Genomic DNA, 19,512 nt, shown 5'->3' with positions numbered 1-19,512 from the left:
ATGCGCGCACCATCCCGGTGCCCAGCGTGCACCCACTCTTCCCGAAAGCGCTTATTCAGTGCGTTTTGCCCGCGTACAAACACCCTGAGCGCCTTGATACGAAGCGCCTCGAAAAGCAGGCACAGCCTTTGCAATCACTCCGGTATCTGTCCAACAACATTGGGATTCTCGGAGATCGCACCATGAAGCGTCGCAGCTTGATCAAGGCTTTCACTCTTTCGGCATCCATTGCCGCCATGGGCATGACCTGGACCCTCCAGGCCGCCGAGACCATCAAGGTCGGCATCCTGCATTCGCTGTCGGGCACCATGGCCATCTCCGAAACGTCGCTTAAAGACATGGCATTGATGACCATCGACGAGATCAACGCCAAGGGCGGAGTAAACGGCAAGATGCTCGAACCGGTGGTCGTGGACCCGGCGTCGAACTGGCCGCTGTTCGCCGAAAAAGGCCGACAGTTGCTGACCCAGGACAAAGTCGCCGTGGTGTTCGGTTGCTGGACCTCGGTGTCGCGCAAATCCGTCTTACCTGTGTTTGAAGAACTCAATGGCCTGCTGTTCTACCCAGTGCAATACGAAGGCGAAGAGATGTCGCCGAACGTGTTCTACACCGGCGCGGCGCCGAACCAGCAAGCCATCCCGGCGGTGGAATACCTGATGAGCGAGGAAGGCGGCGGCGCCAAGCGTTTCTTCCTGCTGGGCACCGACTACGTGTACCCACGCACCACCAACAAGATTCTGCGTTCGTTCCTGCATTCCAAAGGCGTGGCGGATAAAGACATCGAAGAGGTCTACACCCCGTTCGGCCACGCCGATTACCAGACCATCGTGGCCAACATCAAAAAGTTCTCGGCCGGCGGCAAGACAGCCGTGATCTCCACGGTGAACGGCGACTCCAACGTGCCGTTCTACAAAGAGTTGGCCAACCAGGGTTTGAAAGCCACCGACGTTCCGGTAGTGGCGTTCTCCGTGGGTGAAGAAGAACTGCGCGGCATCGACACCAAGCCGTTGGTGGGCAACCTCGCCGCCTGGAATTACTTCCAGTCGGTGGAGAACCCGGTGAACCAGAAATTCGTGGCGGATTGGAAAGCCTACGCCAAGAAACACAACCTGCCGGGCGCCGACAAAGCCGTGACCAACGACCCGATGGAAGCCACTTACGTGGGCATCCACATGTGGGCGCAGGCGGCGCAGAAGGCCAAGTCCACCGACGTCGACAAAGTGCGTGAAGCACTGGCCGGCCAGACCTTCGCTGCGCCATCGGGCTTCACCCTGACCATGGACAAGACCAACCACCACCTGCACAAGCCAGTGATGATCGGCGAGATCCAGGCCGATGGGCAGTTCTCGGTGGTGTGGCAGACCCAGGAACCGATCCGCGCCCAGCCGTGGAGCCCGTACATTCCGGGCAATGACAAGAAGCCGGATTACGCGGTGAAAAGTAACTAAGCCCCACTCGGTCTAAAAAATGTGGGAGCGGGCCTGCTCGCGATTGCAATGTGTCAGCCAATGCATCTGTCACTGATCCACCGCATTCGCGAGCAAGCCCGCCTCCACATAAAGCCAGTCCGCGCATGATCAGGACACTTTGTTATGCCCACTGCCCTCTACCGTTTCATCCTTACGGCCCTGCTGTTGCTGCCTTTTGCAGCACACGCCAGCGATGCCGAAGACTTCCTGTCCGCCAACCCCAGCCAACAAGCCAAGCTGCTGCAGGACTGGGCCGCCCAGCCCGACCCGGCCCGCGTCGAGCTGGTTAACGCTTTGCAACAAGGCCAGGTCACGGTCAATGGCGAAACCAAGGCCGTGCGCCTGAACAACCGTCTGCGCAGCCTGATCGACAACGTCCAAGCCAGTCAGCAACTGCTCGCCACCGACCCCAAGGTACGCCTGGCTGCTGCGCAGACCCTGCAAAAAAGCGCACAACCCGCGCAACTGAAATTCCTCGACCAGCAGGTCGCCAGTGAGACCAACGAGGATGTGCATACCGCCCTCAGCCTGGCCCTGGCCAACCTGCAACTGGTCGACCCCGACCCCGTCGTTCGCCTCGCCGCCGTGCGTCTGCTCGGCAGCACCGGTGACCCACTGGCCCGCACTCGCCTTGAGGCGCTGCTCGCCCCTGGCGCCGAAACCGATGCCGCCGTACACACCGCCGCCGAGACCAGCCTGGCCCAGGTCAAACGCAAACTACTGTTCGGCGAGATCCTCGGCCAGGCCTTCAGCGGCATGTCCCTGGGTTCGATCCTGCTGCTGGCGGCCCTGGGCCTGGCGATCACCTTCGGCCTGCTCGGCGTGATCAACATGGCCCACGGCGAAATGCTGATGCTCGGCGCCTACTCAACCTATGTGGTGCAGTTGTTGATGCAGCGTCATGTGCCGCAAGCCATCGAGTTCTACCCGTTGATCGCGCTGCCGGTGGCGTTTTTTGTCACCGCCACCATCGGCATGGCCTTGGAACGCACGGTGATCCGTCACCTGTACGGCCGCCCGCTGGAAACCCTGCTCGCCACATGGGGCATCAGCCTGATGCTGATCCAACTGGTGCGCCTGGTGTTCGGTGCGCAGAACGTCGAAGTGTCCAACCCCGAGTGGCTGTCCGGCGGCATTCAAGTGCTGCCCAACCTGGTGCTGCCGTACAACCGCATCGTGATCATTGCCTTCGCCCTGTGCGTGGTGGTACTGACCTGGCTGCTGCTGAACAAGACGCGCCTGGGCCTGAACGTGCGCGCAGTGACCCAGAACCGCAACATGGCGGCCTGTTGTGGCGTGCCCACCGGGCGTGTGGACATGCTCGCGTTTGGCTTGGGTTCCGGTATCGCAGGTTTGGGCGGCGTCGCGCTGAGCCAGATCGGCAACGTCGGCCCGGACCTCGGTCAAAGCTACATCATCGACTCGTTCCTGGTAGTGGTGCTCGGCGGTGTCGGCCAGTTGGCTGGCAGCGTCATGGCCGCCTTTGGTTTGGGCATCGCCAACAAAATTCTGGAACCCCAGATCGGCGCCGTACTCGGCAAGATCCTGATCCTCGCGCTGATCATTCTGTTTATCCAGAAACGCCCGCAGGGACTCTTCGCACTGAAAGGACGGGTGATCGACTGATGAACCAGCCATTGATGCTGACGGCCACGCAAAAGGCCGGCCCCAAGGTGACGATTACAGTAGGCGCCGTGATGCTCCTCGTGCTGCTGACGCTGCCTTTGCTCTCGCTGTTGCCGCCGGAAAACGCGTTTCATGTCTCGGCCTATACCTTGACGCTGGTGGGCAAGATTCTGTGCTACGCCATCGTCGCGCTCGCCCTGGACCTGGTGTGGGGCTACGCCGGGATGTTGTCCCTTGGTCATGGCTTGTTTTTTGCCCTCGGTGGCTACGCGATGGGCATGTACCTGATGCGCCAGGCGTCCGGTGATGAACTGCCGGCGTTCATGACCTTTCTCTCATGGACCGAACTGCCTTGGTACTGGATCGGCACCGAACACTTCCTCTGGGCCATGTGTCTGGTGGTTTTAGCGCCGGGTCTATTGGCCCTCGTGTTCGGCTTCTTCGCCTTCCGTTCACGGATCAAGGGCGTGTATTTCTCGATCATGACCCAGGCCCTGACCTTCGCCGGCATGCTGCTGTTCTTTCGCAACGAGACCGGCTTTGGCGGCAACAACGGCTTCACCAATTTCCGCAGCATCCTCGGCTTCGGCATTACCGAGCCAGGCACACGGGCGGTTTTGTTTGTGGCCACGGTGCTGTTGTTGGTGGCGAGCCTGTTCATCGGCTGGCGCCTGGCGCGCAGCAAGTTCGGCCGAGTGCTGACCGCCCTGCGTGATGCGGAAAACCGCCTGATGTTCTGCGGCTACGATCCACGCGGCTTCAAGCTGTTCGTGTGGGTACTGAGCGCGGTGCTATGTGGTTTGGCAGGTGCGCTATACGTGCCGCAGGTGGGCATCATCAACCCCAGCGAAATGTCACCGACCAACTCCATCGAAGCCGCCGTGTGGGTTGCTCTTGGCGGACGCGGGACCTTGATCGGCCCGCTGCTCGGCGCTGGCGTGGTCAATGGCATGAAGAGCTGGTTCACCGTGGCCTTTCCGGAATACTGGCTGTTCTTTCTCGGCGCGCTGTTCATCATCGTCACCCTGTACCTGCCCAAGGGCGTTATCGGCCTGCTGAAGAAATGAGGAACGTCATGCTTGAACCTATTTTCGACGCAGGCAGCGGCCGCGATGCGATCGGCCTCGGCCACGCCGCCGGCAAGGGTCTCAACACCCGCCACGGCACCATCCTGAGCCTGGAAGACATCAGCGTCAGCTTCGATGGCTTCAAGGCGCTCAACAACCTGAACCTGTACATCGGCGTCGGCGAACTGCGTTGCATCATCGGCCCCAACGGCGCGGGCAAGACCACGCTGATGGACGTGATCACCGGCAAGACCCGGCCCAGCCACGGCACCGCCTGGTTTGGCGAAAACCTCGACCTCACCCGCATGAGCGAAGTGCAGATCGCCCAGGCCGGCATCGGCCGCAAGTTCCAGAAGCCCACGGTGTTTGAAGCCTTGAGCGTGTTCGAAAACCTGGAGCTGGCGCAGAAGACCGACAAATCCGTGTGGGCCAGCCTGCGCGCACGCTTGAGTGGCGAGCAGAGAGACCGTATCGACGAAGTACTCGACACCATCCGCCTGACCACCTCGGCCCAGCGCCAGGCGGGGTTGCTGTCCCACGGCCAGAAGCAGTTCCTGGAAATCGGCATGTTGCTGATGCAGGACCCGCAGCTGTTGCTGCTGGATGAACCGGTGGCGGGCATGACCGATGCCGAGACCGAATTCACCGCCGAACTGTTCAAGCGCCTGGCGGGCAAGCATTCGCTGATGGTGGTGGAACACGACATGGGGTTTGTCGGCTCGATTGCCGACCATGTGACCGTGTTGCACCAGGGCAGCGTGCTGGCCGAGGGGTCGCTGGAACAGGTGCAGACCGATGAGCGGGTTATTGAAGTGTATTTGGGTCGGTGAATCGGCCAGCATCTAGCCGCCAGCTTCAAGCGGCAAGTTAAAGCAAAAGCCAGGCACCGCCCGCTATTACTTGCAGCTTGAAGCTTGCCGCTTGAAGCCCAACTAACGGAGTTCCAATGCTACAAGTACAACAGCTTCACCAGTACTACGGCGGTAGCCACATCCTGCGCGGGCTGTCGTTTGACGTGAAGATCGGTGAGGTCACCTGCCTGCTCGGTCGTAACGGCGTGGGCAAGACCACCTTGCTCAAGTGCCTGATGGGTTTGCTGCCGGCCAAAGAAGGCGCGGTGAACTGGGAAGGCAAGGCGATTACCGGGTTCAAGCCGCACCAGCGTGTGCATGCCGGGATCGCCTATGTGCCACAAGGCCGGGAAATTTTCGGGCGGCTGACGGTGGAAGAAAACCTGCTGATGGGGCTTTCGCGCTTTCCGGGTTCAGAAGCCAAGGAAGTGCCCGCCTTCATCTACGAACTGTTCCCCGTGTTGCTGCAGATGAAGCATCGGCGTGGCGGCGATCTGTCCGGTGGCCAACAACAACAGCTCGCCATCGGACGTGCGTTGGCCAGTCGCCCGCGCCTGCTGATCCTCGATGAACCCACCGAAGGCATCCAGCCGTCGGTGATCAAGGAGATCGGCATGGTGATCAAGAAACTGGCGGAGCGCGGCGATATGGCGATTCTGCTGGTGGAACAGTTCTACGACTTTGCCGCCGAGTTGGCCGACCAATACCTGGTGATGTCCCGTGGTGAAATCGTGCAGCAGGGCCGAGGTGAAAATATGGAACGCGAGGGTGTGCGCGGCTTGGTAACCATCTAATCTGTAGCCTCCTAACGATAAGCACTCTGCCATGAACCTGCCCGTTTCCCCTGCCCTGTTCACCCCCAGCTGGCACGCCGAGCTGGAACTCGGCTACGCGCGTTTCGGCGACACCACACGGCCGGTGACGCGCCGCCACCTCGGTCCTTTGCGCGTGCAAAAACACCTGTACGCCGAAGGCCCCGAGGTGTGTCAACACATCATCGTGCACCCGCCCGGGGGCATAGCGGGCGGTGACCGCCTGGATATCCGCGCCCATGTCGGTGCGGGTGCCTGGGCGCAACTGACCAGCCCTGGCGCGGCCAAGTGGTACCGCGCCAAGGGTCCTGCGTTTCAGCAGTTGGACCTGACCGTGGAAGCCGGCGCAACGCTGGAATGGCTGCCCCAGGAGACCATCGTGTTCAGCGCCGCACAGGCCGAACTCACCACACGCATCGAGCTGCAAGGCGATGCGCGACTGTTCTACTGGGACGTGGTCGCCCTGGGCCGCCCGGCCAGCGGCGAACGTTTCGACCTCGGCCACTTCCAATCGCACCTGGATATCCGCCGCGACGGCCACTTGCTCTGGCATGAACGCCAGCGCATCGTGGGCGACGACGGTTTGCTCGATTCCCCTATTGGACTCGACGGGCAACCGGTGTTTGCCACGTTGCTGCTGACCGCCGATATCGACCCTGAATTACTTGAAACCTGCCGCGCCCTGCCCCACGCCGTGCGCGGCGACCTGTCCCAATTGCCGGGCCTGCTGGTCGCACGCTGCCTGGCCAGCGAGGCGCTGCATGCCCGCGCCTGGCTGATCGATTTATGGCGCCTGTTACGCCCCGCAGTGCTGGGCCGTGAAGCCGTATCCCCCCGAATCTGGAGTACCTGAACCATGGACCTGACCCCACGGGAAAAAGACAAGCTGCTGATCTTCACCGCAGGCTTGGTGGCCGAACGCCGCCTGGCACGCGGCGTGAAGCTCAACTACCCGGAAACCATCGCCTACATCTCCGCCGCCCTGATGGAGGGCGCCCGCGATGGCCGCACCGTGGCCGACCTGATGCACTTTGGCACCACCCTGCTCAGCCGCGAGCAAGTGATGGAAGGCATCCCGGAAATGATCCCGGATATCCAGGTGGAGGCCACGTTCCCCGACGGTACCAAGTTGGTCACCGTCCACCAGCCGATTGCGTGAGGCCTGATGATGATCCGTGACGCAACCCAGAACGATATGCCGGCGATCCGTGATATCTACAACGACGCGGTGCTGAACACCACGGCGATCTGGAACGAACAGCCAGTGGACCTGGGCAACCGCCAGGCCTGGTTCAGTGCGCGGCATGCCCAGGGTTATCCGATCCTGGTCTCGGTGGAAAACGATGAGGTCACGGGCTACGCCTCGTTTGGCGACTGGCGACCGTTCGAAGGTTTCCGTTACAGCGTCGAGCACTCGGTGTACGTGCGCAGCGATCAGCGCGGCAAGGGCCTCGGTCCGTTGCTGATGACGGCGTTGATCGAACGCGCACGCGCATGCGGCAAACACGTGATGGTCGCCGCCATCGAAAGCGGCAACCGGGCATCGATCCACCTGCATGAACGCCTGGGCTTTATCACCACCGGACAGATGCCCCAAGTGGGCATCAAGTTCGGTCGCTGGCTGGACCTGACCTTCATGCAACTGGCCTTGAACCCGGGCGCCGAACCGCCCAAGGAGTGACATCGATGAACGCCGCGCAACTGCGTCGAGTCAATGCGGAAAGTTTTGCCCACTATCGTCTGGGCTTGATCGAGCTGTTGCTGGACGCGGTCAGGCACGGCGCGTCGGTCGGTTTCATGGCCGACTTCGATGAAGCCCAGGCCCGTGAATATCTGCGTGGCGTGCAAGCCAGTATCGAAGACGCCAGCCTGTTGCTCTGGGTGGTGGTGCGCGACGAACAGGTGATCGCCAGTGTGCAATTGGCGCTGTGCCAGAAAGCCAACGGACTCAACCGCGCCGAGGTGCAAAAGCTTTTGGTGCATAGCAACGCGCGACGCCATGGCCTCGGCCAGCAATTGATGAACACCCTGGAACTCGCCGCGCGCCAGCACAAGCGCGGCCTGCTGTACCTGGACACCGAAGCCGGCTCACCCGCCGAAGCCTTCTACCAGTCGCTGCGCTACACCAAGATCGGTGAACTGCCCGACTACTGCCAAAGCCCGGACGGGCGCTACAGCCCGACCGCCATCTACTTCAAGACCCTGGGGCAACCTGCATGATTCCTGGCGAATATCAGATCCAGCCTGGTGACATCGAACTCAACGCGGGCCGCCGCACCGTCACACTCAGCGTGGCCAACAGCGGCGACCGGCCGATCCAGGTGGGCTCGCACTATCATTTTTTCGAGACCAACGACGCACTGACATTCGACCGTGCGGCAAGCCGTGGCATGCGTTTGAACATTCCGGCGGGAACGGCGGTGCGGTTTGAGCCGGGGCAGGCGAGGACTGTCGAGCTCGTCGACCTGAGCGGAATGCGGCGAGTTTATGGGTTTGCGGGAAGAGTCATGGGCGAGCTTTAGGTCGACTGCAAGCATCAAGCTGCAAGCTGCAAGAAAAAGCAGTTTGTGGCGCCACACCTGCTTTTTCTTGAAGCTTGCAGCTTAAAGCTCGCAGCTCATATCCGAGGACCGAGGCTATGAAAATCACCCGTCAGGCATATGCCGATATGTACGGCCCCACCGTTGGTGACAAGGTCCGCCTGGCCGACACCGAGCTGTTCGTCGAAGTCGAACAGGACTTCACCATCTATGGCGAAGAAGTGAAGTTCGGTGGCGGCAAAGTGATCCGTGACGGCCAGGGCCAAAGCCAGTTGCTCGCCCATGAAGTGGTCGACACCTTGATCACCAACGCACTGATCATTGACCACTGGGGCATCGTCAAAGCCGACGTGGGCCTCAAGAACGGCCGCATCCACGCCATCGGCAAGGCCGGCAACCCGGATATCCAGCCCGGCGTGACCATGGCTATCGGCGCCAGCACCGAAGTGATTGCCGGCGAAGGCATGATCCTCACCACCGGCGGCATCGACAGCCACGTGCACTTCATCTGCCCGCAGCAGATTGAAGAAGCGCTGACCAGCGGCGTCACCACCATGATCGGCGGCGGCACCGGCCCCGCCACGGGCACCAACGCGACTACCTGCACTTCCGGCCCATGGCATTTGGCGCGCATGCTCCAGGCCAGTGATTCGTTCCCGATGAACATCGGCTTCACCGGCAAGGGCAATGCGAGCTTGCCGGAGCCGTTGATCGAACAGGTCAAGGCCGGCGCCATCGGTTTGAAGCTGCACGAAGACTGGGGCACTACACCCGCGAGCATCGACAACTGCCTGAGCGTTGCCGATGAATACGACGTGCAGGTGGCGATCCACAGCGACACTCTCAACGAGTCGGGCTTCGTCGAAACCACCTTGGCCGCGCTCAAGGGCCGCACCATCCACACCTACCACACCGAAGGGGCCGGTGGCGGCCACGCGCCGGACATCATCAAGGCTTGCGGTTTCCCTAACGTGTTGCCCAGCTCCACCAACCCGACGCGGCCCTTCACCCGCAACACCATCGACGAACACCTCGATATGCTGATGGTCTGCCATCATCTGGACCCGAGCATTGCCGAAGACGTGGCCTTCGCCGAAAGCCGCATCCGCCGCGAGACCATCGCCGCCGAAGACATCCTCCATGACCTCGGCGCGTTCTCCATGATCAGCTCCGACAGCCAGGCCATGGGGCGTGTGGGCGAGGTGATCACGCGCACCTGGCAGACCGCCGACAAGATGAAAAAACAGCGCGGCCCACTGCCTGGCGACGGCCCCGGCAACGACAACTTCCGCGTCAAGCGCTACATCGCCAAGTACACCATCAACCCGGCGATCACCCACGGTGTGAGCCACATCGTCGGGTCAATCAAAGTGGGCAAATGGGCCGACCTGGTGCTGTGGCGCCCGGCATTTTTCGGTATCAAGCCGACCCTCATCCTCAAGGGCGGCGCCATTGCCTCGAGCCTCATGGGCGATGCCAACGCCTCGATCCCGACACCACAACCGGTGCACTACCGCCCGATGTTCGCCAGCTTCGGCGCCTCGTTACACGCCACCAGCCTGACCTTCATCAGCCAGGCCGCCCAGGACGCCGGCTTGCCAGAAGCCCTGGGGTTGAAAAAACAGATCGCGGTGGTCAAGGGTTGCCGCGACGTGCAGAAAACCGACCTGATACACAACGATTACCTGCCGGACATCGAAGTGGACCCGCAAACCTACCAAGTCAAGGCAGACGGCGTGCTGCTGTGGTGCGAACCGGCCGAAGTGCTGCCGATGGCCCAGCGTTACTTCCTGTTCTGAGCGTCACGGCCCATCAGCCGGTCGGTTAAACTGCGCAGCACGTTCTTGCGCTCTTCGCCGAGGCTGGCGGGGCCATACATGGGGCGATGGCCTGCCGGATGAACGTATAGTGCCGTCCTTGCTCACCTGGCACGGGCACAGTGGAAGGTTGCGGGATTTAGGAGTCGGGCATGGGATAATCAACTTTCAGGGCTGAAAGAAGGTCATCCTGGGCCCGGCTCCCAAGCGTGCGGCGCTAACTCATTATCGGCGCGCGTCTGTGCCTGTCTCTGCTGGCGGTGTTACGGATACAACGTTTTTATCATCCCTTGGGTGTAGCGATAATCCATCCGCAACTCGCTGCCTGCCGGAATGTCTTCGATGGCCCATACCGTGTTCAACAGTAATTTCTTGCTCACCGATTTCGCCTCCGGCCCCACGCCCAGCAGCATTTGCGCTTCGATATCGAAGGCGACGTTTTCCACGTTATACCCCTGGCGCGCCTGCCGTACCGGCTTGCCGTTGGCATCGTACTCAAACAGGGTATTGATCCTGGAAATAATATTGTCCCCCGACAATGTGATCGGTTCGGTGACCAGCGTACGCCCTTCCAGAACCTGCCGGCTTCCGACGGTCATGGTGAACGTGTTTCCGCCGGTGCCCACCATACCGCTGGGCATTACAGTGCCGGCATATACGCCCACCATCTCGCCTTTGGCAATGCGCCGGTTGGCGACTACCGTGGACTGGCCTACCAATGTGTGTTCCTGGGGAGCTTTCATATCCGCAGCGGTGAACGGGCGCAGTTGGAGTTTTTCGTCATAGAGCCTGGCCACGCTTTCGTGCCCACCAAATTGGATGTAGGGCTTGATCTGGTCCGAGGTGTAGGTGACGCCAGGGCGCACTTGGACCGATCGTTCCAGCTTGCTGATACGCATCGGCCGACCCTGGAAGTCCCTCAGCGGATACTTGCCGTTGAGTGCCCGGTTGTAAGAGCCCAACACATTGCGAGTGGTTGCAAAATGATCGGCACGGCGCATGGTGCTGAGTTCCTCAGCGGTGAAGGGCTGCACGGGCATGGACTCCGACGCCAACTCATACTCATCATCGGAAGACTCGGTCACCATCCCCCCTGGCCGCCCACTGCGCCTCCAGACGCCCGCCACGTCAGGGCTCGCCATGATTCCACTGCTGACCAATGCCTGCGGATCATCGGGCGAAGGCACCCATAAGAGGTAGTTTAGGCCATCACCTGTATCGGGCATGCTCGCGACAAAGTAGGTTCTGTCGTTGAAAACGATCGGTCGGGCCTGGGAACGTACCAGCCCGCGCGGGGTTCCTGGCGCACGCTCTACCAGTACTTCAAGGTCGGGGTCCGCGGCAGGGGGTGCCAGGGCGGCTTCTTCCTGGCGCGACAATGCCAGCAGTTTTGCGTTGCGTTCAAGCCCGCGTTCCACTTCCAGCGACTGCATCGCCTGGGCATAGGCCGGGGTGGAAATATCGGGGTGTTCATCCTCGACCTGGCTCTGTTTTTCTTCCAGGCGGCGCTGCAGATCGCTGAACTGATCGGGGTATTTGTCTTCGAGGTAGCGCACCCAGTAATCACGGCTAATCAGTTCGTCATAGAACTGCTGCGTTGTTTCCGCTTGCTCGATTTCACGCAAGGCGGCGGCGCGTACCTCACCCTCGACAGGCCGGTCGAAACGCATGCTTCGCGGTTGTCCAGGTAGTTGCAAACCGTCGCTCCAACCGCGGGTCAAGCCGATGCGATAGCTCAGGCGTACTTCAGCCGCGTCAGCGTTGCGCGCCATATGCTGGCCGGCGAGGCGTTCCACCTGACCCAGTCGGAACAATTGGCGTGACAGTTTCAACAAGGCTTGCCCACGCTGCTCCAACCCCGCAGGCACGTCGCGCAAGGCGTTGTACTCGAATGTCTTCACTTCCAGGTTGCTGAAGGTCAGGGTACGCCCATCGATACAGGTGCCATGTGTAGCGGCAAGACTGAACAAGGACTCTCGCAGTTCGGTATTGCGATCAGCCGCTTCCAGTACGCTCCAAACCCGACGCGTCAGGTCACCACGGAATACCTGATACTCCTGAGTATCGCGCATCATCAGCAGTAGGTGAAAAAATGCCTGATTGCCCGGCTCAGCCGCCAAGCGTTGCCACAATGCACGGCAATTCTCAACTTCAGTAGGCGCCAACGCCTCCAGCCAAGGTGCCAACTGTTCAGGAATGGCCTGGGTTTCTTCCTCGGAGACCTGTTCATCAGGCTCATCCGGGAGGGGTTCACCATCGCTCTCGCCTTCAAGTTCTTCCAGGGAAAGCCCCAATACGCTGTCGAGCCCCCGGCTGTCTGCATAATCGCGCAACCGTTGCAGACTGGCCGCTGACAAATAGCGGTTATCACTCAGGTCGACACCCGCCATCAGGGTCTCATGGCCCCCCTCGAGCGCACGCTCAGGGATCTCCGCGATCTCGTTACCGCTCAAGTTGAGCCTGCGCAGCCGGGGGGCTTGTAAAGCACCTTGCGGCCAGGCATGCAGTAGGTTTTGACTCAGGTCTAAATCCTCCAGGCGACTCAATTGCTCGACACTGAAAGCAGACAGGTTGTTGTAACCCAGATCCAGCACACGCAACTGCGTCAACTGCCTTAAGGTTGGATACAGCGGTGCCGGGTCGGTGAGGTCGATACTAGCCAGGCCAAGCTGATCCAGATGGGGCATGCCCACTACCGCCTCCGGCAGTGTCGTCAGGGATTGACCGCTGAGTGTCAGCCTGCGCACATGGACGAAGCTTCGCAGGAAACCGTTGGAGCCTTGGGCCGAGAGTCGCACGCCGGTGAGGTCCAGCCGCCCCACATGGGAGAACTCGCCGGATAGTGTCGGCAGGTCACCCAGTTGCAAGCCGTTGAGGTCCAACGTGAAAGGTGCCAGACCGTGGCCGTCCAGTACGCCCTGGCGCCAACACTCGACGATTCGCGAAGCCGCCGTGGTCCTGCTCCGGGAGGATATTTCCCAACCGTCCCCCGTGGAGCGGTGAATGAATGACCAACCATTGAGTTCCCGGGTGAGCCTGTCCAAGGCTTGGTTATGATTGCCGAGCAGGGTATCGAGTGCAGTCTCAATCGGGTGTTCGACGCGCAATTGTTGCAGCGCTTTCCGCACTTGATCCTCCGAATAGTCGGGTCGGATTCGACGGATGCTCTGCTCACGCCAGGTCGGCCCTTCGCCTGTAGGCTGCGGCGCCGGGGTCAACAGGTCATGGGCGACCGTGCTGGCGGTTTCTTGTGGAGGGAAGCGCGGCGTGGCCTCCTCTTCTGCGGCGAATCGCGCCAAGGCGCCAACCGGCAAAGCCCGTGCCTGTTCGACTCGCTGCAGCGCAGTGGTCAAAGCGCTCTGCGACGAAACATCCAGCGCAGCGCCGTGCAGATTGAGACTGAGCACTACGTTATCCCGCACCAGGGCTGCGGAGGGCAGCGCGGTGATGGGGGTGTCGCGCAGGTCGAGCCAACTCAAGTGCACCAAGTGTTCGGCACCTGTCGGCCAGGCTTGCACGCCGGTTCCACTGAGGTTCAGAGCCCGCAAGCCTGACAGGTTGCTGACGTCCACGTGGGTCATCGGGTTTCTGCCCAAGTCCAGGTGCTCCAGCTTCGAAAGGTCACCAGGCTGCATCGGCCATTCGCTGAGGGCGCAATCATTAAGATTCAGGCTGCGCAATTCACTGAACCCACGAATGAACCCACGTACCTGCGCGAGCGGTGCACGCAAGCCTTGCAGGTTCAAGTCTTGCACGTGACTGAAGCCCTGCGTGGGCAAATTCGGCAATTCAAGTGCTGACACGTTCGACAGGTCCAGCGCGGTGGCATAGGTGCCGATCCCATAGCGTTGCAGCACCCCGTTGTACCAGCAGCTATTGAGCGCTTCGGCCGCTCGCATCTGCATCATGTACTGGGGAGTCAGCGTCGGTGCGCCCTTCCAGGCCTCAAGACGCTCGGTCAGTTCGGCATGCTCCGCACGCAGGGCCTCGATGGCGTCGAATCGGGTCTGCGCCCCTATCCAGCGGTTGAGGAAGGCATTGCGCAGGAGTGTCGACTGATCCAACGACAGGGGGAAGTTGATCACCGAACGGCTACGCGCGCTAAGCTGATCCAACTGAGCCTTGCAGTATTCCCCGACCATTTCTTCCTGGTCTGCCAAGTGCTCAGGCTGGATGCGCACGTAGTCATAGGCGCCGCGAAACTGCTCGCCATCGAGCCTCGCCCAATCCAGCGAGAGGCCGCGCCACAGCCGCTCATGTCCAGGGAGCAGCAGCGCCTGCGGCAGCGTGCGCACGGTCGCTCCCTTGAGGTTCAAGCGCTCCAAATGGGGAAGTTGGAGCGCTCCGGTGGGAAGCGAAGCATAAAACCCCCTCGACAACGTCAGACTGCGCAATTGGGTCAGGCGGCTGACATCCAACTCACGGTTCAACTCCGTCACGCCGTCAAGTGTCAAGGACTTTAATTGTGTCAACTGCTCCAGTTTTGCAACCTGCTCTTGCGCAAAGGCCTGCGCCGGCATTTGCGTGGAGATTGTCAGGTCTGTCAGTTGGTTCAAGGTGCCCAGGGTGTCGGGCACCGTGCGAAACTGCTGGCTGGTGACGGTGATCCTGAGGCTCTCGACATTCGGGAAGGTCGCCAGTAACGCTGCGCTATTGGCATCCGTCAGTCCGTAGCCGCCTATGCGCAGGTGCCGCACATAGGAGAAATCGGCTTCCAGCGCAGGCAGTGGCTCATTGCAAAAAAGCTCCAATGTGGCGTAGCGCGAGTCACTGGCCAACGGCGAATGTCGCCAGCTGTCCTTGATTGCTTGGGCAATACTGCTTTTGCTCGTTCCCCAGAACCTACTGTCGGCACTCATCACCGGCGGCTCAGCCACCCACTGATCCAGCGTCGACGCGAGGGTTTGCCATTCACGCTGCAACGTATTAAGCCGGTGAACAATGTCTTGATCCGACCTGTCATTGAGCATCTGCGCCAAGATAAAACCGTCGGCCTGATCGTCAGTCAAGGTCGGATATACCGCCTGGACCCGTGCTCTCAAGTCGACCGCCACGCCCTCCCCTCGTCCGCTGGCCGGATAGCCCAATAGACTAGCGGTGATACGCTGCGGCGGCCTGAACCAAGGCTGATGACGTGAACGCCCGCTGACGATGCGCGCCGACTCCAGGCGATGTTCCACTGCGTACTCGCTGATCTTGCTTTGCAATTGCCCGTACCGGCTGACTTCGGGAACCTTCAATGACTGGCGGGTTTCATCCGGCAAGGCATGCATCAACGAGGCATAAAAGTTATCGCCGTCGACCGGGACACTGTTAAGCGCCTCGCCCCGCTCATCAAATGCCTGATAGCTCGGGCCGCGCTTGACCAGATACTTGCGACTGCCAGCACCTTTTTCGCCAATCGCGTCCAGCAAGGTGCCGCTCACATTGCCATCGCGAACCTCCAGGCGCAGGTCCTGCGGCCAACCCGGCAGCTTGGCCAGTGTTTGCAAGGCCAGATGATAGCTGTCGGGTGAAGCCATATTTTCACCGTACAGCCCCGCATAAGCCCGCGCCAGGCGGCCTTGCCCCGCATACCAACGGCCCTGTTCCAGCAGGTGCAAGGGCAGCTTGTGGGTGGACTGCATACGTGCGACTTCTTCGGCATCGGCTTGAGCCAATACCCTGTGGGCCGCCGCGTCACTCAGCCCTGGACACTCGCGTTGCAGGCGGGCCACCCAGGGCGAGCGCGGCTCATTGCCTTTATAGAGGCTTTCGAAGATCGCCGGTTTGCGCGTACGGGCAAAGTCCGCCAATTGCTTGCTGAACTCTTGCGGCCTGGCCGCAATAACCCGCGCCGGTTCGCCACCGAGCATGGACGTTATTTCCCTTTCGCTCATCTGCGCCAGAATACGCTGGGGCAAGTCGCCGCTGAGCACGTCAGCGCGGCTGATGCGAATGGACGCCTTGCGCTGACGCAAGGGGATGACGCGCTCGGAGCCATATTTGACCGAACGCCCGCGCAACTGCGCCCCCTCGAACACTTCCAAGACCCGGCCCAATGGCCAGCGCGGCATTTGCGTGACCAGGGGCAGGCTGTACAGGTAGCGACCGTTGATCGGCCGTGCGCCCTCTAGTTGCTCGATCACTTGGACAACGCCTTGATCCGCCTCCAGCAGGCGCAGCGCATCGATCAGTGCCGGCGGTGGCAAGTCGTTGTCCAAGTGCATTTTGCGCAAGGTGTTGTCTTCTACGCCGCTGATATCGGCGGCTTTGAGCAGGGTTTCATCACTCAGGCCTTCAGTCACCGTGCCCATGCGCCGCAATAGTGTGAGCCGGTCCCAACTCAGCGGGCGCTCCAGGGTATGGCGCCAGGCACCGCTTCCATTGTGTTCGAGCAAAGGTTGGTAGGCCTCGGTGTCGGTGGGGTGACGAATGCGCCAGCGCTTCTGCGCCGTGTCCCATACCTGTTCGTAGACGTTACCTTCCAGGCGAATATAGGTTTTTCCGTCACGCTGGAACTGGCCTTGGGTGTTGGGTTCACCGTTGAGGGCAATGGCTTGCTCGTAGCCACTCAGGTCAGGTTTCCACAGCCGCGTCTCACCATTGGGCAAGGTCACCGACTCCAGGCTTTCGATCACCGGCTCTGCCTTGACCGACGCCAGCTTGGCCAGGCCCTTGCCTGCGCCTGCCGTCACGGCCAGCAACGCAAGATTCTGCGCTACATCCAACAGGTGCGCCTTGGCTGCCTGTCGATCGCCCTCGCTCCACTCGATGGCGCCAGCGAAACTTTCGTACAACAACTGCCCGGCCATGACCACGAGCATCAACTCCCCCAGCCCCGGTACGAACATCGATACCGTGGTGAGCAGCAACATGCCGAGATTGAGCAGGCGTGCGAGCTTTTCCGAGCGTACCCGCGCATCCACGTCTGCAGTGGGCACCGCGTGGGCACGCGCATCGGCGATCAGCTTGGCGCGTTGCTGATCGAACAAGTACCCCCACAACTCGATGTTTTCCACCCACAGACCATGGCCGGCACGCGGCCAGGCGGTAGGGGCAAGGAAGGGATCGGGGTTGGCCTTTCGGGCAGGGGGTGGTCCGGGTGGCAAGTGGCGGATTTCGGTAAAAATAGAAAATGGGTTGAAGCCATTGGCGAATTCATTGAGCAACGGCGCATACCCCGCTGCGTTGCGCGCAAACGAAGCGTCCGGTACCGCCTCGGTGAGCTGGCTGAAATAATCCGGGAGATCGGCATAGTCTACGAACTGGCTGAAAAACCTCTGGTACGGCGTGGGGTTGCCGTCATTGGGGGCGCGGGCGTCGCGTTCGGTAAAACGCTGCTTGAATGCACGGTCCATGGCCGCGGCGGTATAGCGTTTGAGGGGCGAATAGGGATCGTGGGGAATGTAGACAATCACTTCATCGGTGTAGCGATATTTTTCGCTGATCACAAAGATCACACAGCCGGTCATGCGGTGTTTCATCAGGCTCAGGTCTCGAAACCACACAGGCTTGCCACCCAGGCGCGGGAATTGCTCGCCCGCGATCACTGAAAGAATCATGCGATAGTCATCAGGCTCGATGTCTTTTTTCAGCAGCGCCATCTCTGCCGCGACACGCAGCGCCGCTTTCTGCGCCGTGGTGAACTTCTCACGCAGCACCTGTCCGGCCAGGCCATCTTTAGGGTGCACGTAGTCTTTGAGGTAAACCTGATACTTGGCGCCGACATCCAGGCTGCGACACAGGCCGGTGAACTGCGCGACAGTCAACGTTGTGGCGACGGGCTTGAACAGGCCAGTGATGCTGTCCTTTTCGATAAATCCTGATGTTTCATGGAAGGCGCCTGACTCAGACTCCGACGCCTCGAAGTTATGCAGCGCGGCCTGCAACAGCGGCAGCTTAAGCACGTCGTAGCTGGCAACATCGATACCGAGGATGCCGACTTCCACCGCCTGCCTGAGTTGCAAGAACGTGTTGTTGACGTCGAGAGTGACGTTGAATTGATCCTTCAGGGCCTGGACCAGCAGTGGCTCGACGAATTGATCCACTCCTTGCAGGCCGGCCATGGCTTTATCCAGGCTTATTTGCGCGGTGAAGCTGGCGATGGTTTGCGTGTGCAAGGCCTGGCGCTGGGCAGGGGTTGCCTGGCGATACCAGAGCGGCGGTTGCGCGGGGGCGGCCTTGAAGGCGGCCAGGCGTTCGGGCGTGGCGTTGATCAGCCAGTCGGGAATCGATTGCTCAATGAACACGCCATGCAAGCTGCGCGAAATTGGCGGACGTGACTGCGACGTGGAAGGGATGGTTTCGGGCATGGTGCCGCTCCTTTGATTGGGAGCGTCAGCACACCATGCCCGATGGAACGACCCGCGCTAGATAGTTAGCGCGGTGCCCGATGCCTCAGAAATTCTCCCGAGGGTTGAACGCGGCTTTTTTCGCCAGCGCCTGCCACAGCGCGATGGTTTCATCATCGGCCGTTTTAGGCATCATCGCCTTGAGCTGGATAAACAGATAACCGCGCTGTCCGCTCTTGTTCAGCAAACCATGGCCCTTGGCGCGCATGCGCTGGCCGTTCTGACTGCCGGCGGGCACCTTGAGGTTGATCTTACCGGTGAGGGTCGGCACCGCCACCTCCGTACCCAACGCCAGTTCCCATGGCGCCAGCGGCAGGTTGATGATCAGATTCTCGCCATCCACTTCGAACTTCGGATGCGGCGCAAACTTGATGATCAGATACAAGTCGCCATTGGCGCCACCGCCGATGCCCGGTGCGCCTTGGCCCTTGAGGCGGATGCGCTCGCCATCGGCCACGCCGGCGGGGATCTTCACATTCAGGCTCTTGGTGGTGTTGGTCACGTGACGACCCGAGGCGTCGTACTGCGGCACCTGGAAGCTGATCTGCTTGGATTCAGTGGACAGCGTTTCCTCAAGGAACACCGACAACTGCATCTCTACGTCCTGGCCCTTGCGCCCGGCTGGACGGCGCTGGCCACCACCGAAAGCATCACCGCGGGAGCCGAAGATCGAGCTGAAGAAGTCCGAAAAATCCTCGCCGCCACCGCCGCCAAAGCCGCCACGGCTCTGCCAGCCCGGTGGCCCCTGGAACGGTTGGCCATGCTGGCCGTATTTGCGCAGCTCGTCGTATTCGGCGCGCTTGTCGGCGCTTTTGAGCGCCTCGTAGGCTTCGGACGCATCCTTGAACTTGGCTTCGGCGTCTTTTTCCTTGCTGACGTCGGGGTGATATTTACGTGCGAGCTTGCGATAGGCCGCCTTGATTTCCTTGTCGTCGGCCGTCGGCTCTACGCCCAATATCTTGTAGTAGTCTTTGAAATCCATCGGCGGTTCACCATC

Annotated in this window: 13 protein-coding genes; 11 read left to right on the top strand and 2 right to left on the bottom strand. The window is 60.9% G+C overall.

Annotation, left to right across the window (positions count from 1 at the left end; all coding sequences use genetic code 11):
* Positions 1-182 precede the first annotated feature (182 nt).
* From urtA to ureC, 11 genes are all read left to right on the top strand, one after another.
* Entirely contained in the window at positions 183-1,448 is a 1,266-nt protein-coding gene (urtA, locus tag LVW35_RS02865; RefSeq protein WP_233893623.1) for an urea ABC transporter substrate-binding protein, read from the top strand.
* Between the two features lie 144 nt (positions 1,449-1,592).
* Positions 1,593-3,095: an urea ABC transporter permease subunit UrtB gene (gene urtB, locus LVW35_RS02860; protein ID WP_233893621.1), complete on the top strand. Its 1,503-nt coding sequence runs from the start codon at positions 1,593-1,595 to the stop codon at positions 3,093-3,095.
* Positions 3,095-4,162, top strand: coding sequence for an urea ABC transporter permease subunit UrtC (gene urtC / locus LVW35_RS02855; RefSeq protein ID WP_233893619.1), 1,068 nt, complete (start codon positions 3,095-3,097; stop codon positions 4,160-4,162). The genes urtB and urtC overlap by 1 nt, the downstream gene beginning before the upstream one ends.
* Positions 4,159-4,992 (top strand): urea ABC transporter ATP-binding protein UrtD, encoded by an 834-nt coding sequence (gene urtD, locus LVW35_RS02850; protein WP_233893618.1) that lies wholly within the window; start codon positions 4,159-4,161, stop codon positions 4,990-4,992. Before urtC ends, urtD begins: the two co-directional genes overlap by 4 nt.
* A 116-nt stretch (positions 4,993-5,108) precedes the next feature.
* A complete protein-coding gene (gene urtE, locus LVW35_RS02845) occupies positions 5,109-5,807 on the top strand; it encodes an urea ABC transporter ATP-binding subunit UrtE (RefSeq protein WP_233893617.1) in 699 nt (232 codons plus the stop codon).
* A gap of 31 nt (positions 5,808-5,838) precedes the next feature.
* The gene (locus tag LVW35_RS02840; RefSeq protein WP_233893616.1) at positions 5,839-6,678 is read left to right on the top strand and encodes an urease accessory protein UreD; all 840 of its coding nucleotides are present in this window, start codon (positions 5,839-5,841) and stop codon (positions 6,676-6,678) included.
* A 3-nt stretch (positions 6,679-6,681) separates the two neighbouring features.
* The gene (locus LVW35_RS02835; RefSeq protein WP_010213535.1) at positions 6,682-6,984 is read left to right on the top strand and encodes an urease subunit gamma; all 303 of its coding nucleotides are present in this window, start codon (positions 6,682-6,684) and stop codon (positions 6,982-6,984) included.
* A 9-nt stretch (positions 6,985-6,993) separates the two neighbouring features.
* A complete protein-coding gene (locus LVW35_RS02830) occupies positions 6,994-7,506 on the top strand; it encodes a GNAT family N-acetyltransferase (RefSeq protein WP_326489599.1) in 513 nt (170 codons plus the stop codon).
* Positions 7,507-7,511: 5 nt separating this feature from the next.
* Entirely contained in the window at positions 7,512-8,045 is a 534-nt protein-coding gene (locus LVW35_RS02825) for a GNAT family N-acetyltransferase (protein ID WP_233893614.1), read from the top strand.
* The gene (locus tag LVW35_RS02820; RefSeq protein ID WP_233893612.1) at positions 8,042-8,347 is read left to right on the top strand and encodes an urease subunit beta; all 306 of its coding nucleotides are present in this window, start codon (positions 8,042-8,044) and stop codon (positions 8,345-8,347) included. Before LVW35_RS02825 ends, LVW35_RS02820 begins: the two co-directional genes overlap by 4 nt.
* Before the next feature lie 116 nt (positions 8,348-8,463).
* Positions 8,464-10,164, top strand: a complete 1,701-nt coding sequence (gene ureC, locus LVW35_RS02815) for an urease subunit alpha (RefSeq protein ID WP_233893611.1) — start codon at positions 8,464-8,466, stop codon at positions 10,162-10,164.
* A gap of 281 nt (positions 10,165-10,445) precedes the next feature.
* On the opposite strand, the gene LVW35_RS02810 is transcribed toward ureC, so the two are convergent.
* Positions 10,446-18,476, bottom strand: a complete 8,031-nt coding sequence (locus tag LVW35_RS02810) for an NEL-type E3 ubiquitin ligase domain-containing protein (RefSeq protein ID WP_233893610.1) — start codon at positions 18,474-18,476, stop codon at positions 10,446-10,448.
* A gap of 85 nt (positions 18,477-18,561) precedes the next feature.
* On the bottom strand, positions 18,562-19,497 hold the full coding sequence (locus LVW35_RS02805) for a DnaJ C-terminal domain-containing protein (protein WP_233893609.1): 936 nt from the start codon (positions 19,495-19,497) through the stop codon (positions 18,562-18,564).
* Positions 19,498-19,512 lie beyond the last annotated feature (15 nt).

This window comes from Pseudomonas sp. HN11, assembly GCF_021390155.1.
In the GTDB taxonomy this organism is placed as follows: domain Bacteria; phylum Pseudomonadota; class Gammaproteobacteria; order Pseudomonadales; family Pseudomonadaceae; genus Aquipseudomonas.
Note: the sequence above shows the minus strand (reverse complement) of the source record. Positions and strands in the feature narration are given on the sequence as shown.

Bases quoted from the DNA above. Each gene is read 5' to 3' on its own strand.
- LVW35_RS02820 (WP_233893612.1), top strand. From the start codon at position 8,042: ATGATTCCTGGCGAATATCAGATCCAGCCTGGTGACATCGAACTCAAC.
- ureC (WP_233893611.1), top strand. From the start codon at position 8,464: ATGAAAATCACCCGTCAGGCATATGCCGATATGTACGGCCCCACCGTT.
- LVW35_RS02830 (WP_326489599.1), top strand. From the start codon at position 6,994: ATGATCCGTGACGCAACCCAGAACGATATGCCGGCGATCCGTGATATC.
- urtA (WP_233893623.1), top strand. From the start codon at position 183: ATGAAGCGTCGCAGCTTGATCAAGGCTTTCACTCTTTCGGCATCCATT.
- urtB (WP_233893621.1), top strand. From the start codon at position 1,593: ATGCCCACTGCCCTCTACCGTTTCATCCTTACGGCCCTGCTGTTGCTG.
- urtD (WP_233893618.1), top strand. From the start codon at position 4,159: ATGAGGAACGTCATGCTTGAACCTATTTTCGACGCAGGCAGCGGCCGC.
- urtC (WP_233893619.1), top strand. From the start codon at position 3,095: ATGAACCAGCCATTGATGCTGACGGCCACGCAAAAGGCCGGCCCCAAG.
- LVW35_RS02840 (WP_233893616.1), top strand. From the start codon at position 5,839: ATGAACCTGCCCGTTTCCCCTGCCCTGTTCACCCCCAGCTGGCACGCC.
- LVW35_RS02810 (WP_233893610.1), bottom strand. From the start codon at position 18,476: ATGCCCGAAACCATCCCTTCCACGTCGCAGTCACGTCCGCCAATTTCG.
- urtE (WP_233893617.1), top strand. From the start codon at position 5,109: ATGCTACAAGTACAACAGCTTCACCAGTACTACGGCGGTAGCCACATC.
- LVW35_RS02835 (WP_010213535.1), top strand. From the start codon at position 6,682: ATGGACCTGACCCCACGGGAAAAAGACAAGCTGCTGATCTTCACCGCA.
- LVW35_RS02825 (WP_233893614.1), top strand. From the start codon at position 7,512: ATGAACGCCGCGCAACTGCGTCGAGTCAATGCGGAAAGTTTTGCCCAC.
- LVW35_RS02805 (WP_233893609.1), bottom strand. From the start codon at position 19,497: ATGGATTTCAAAGACTACTACAAGATATTGGGCGTAGAGCCGACGGCC.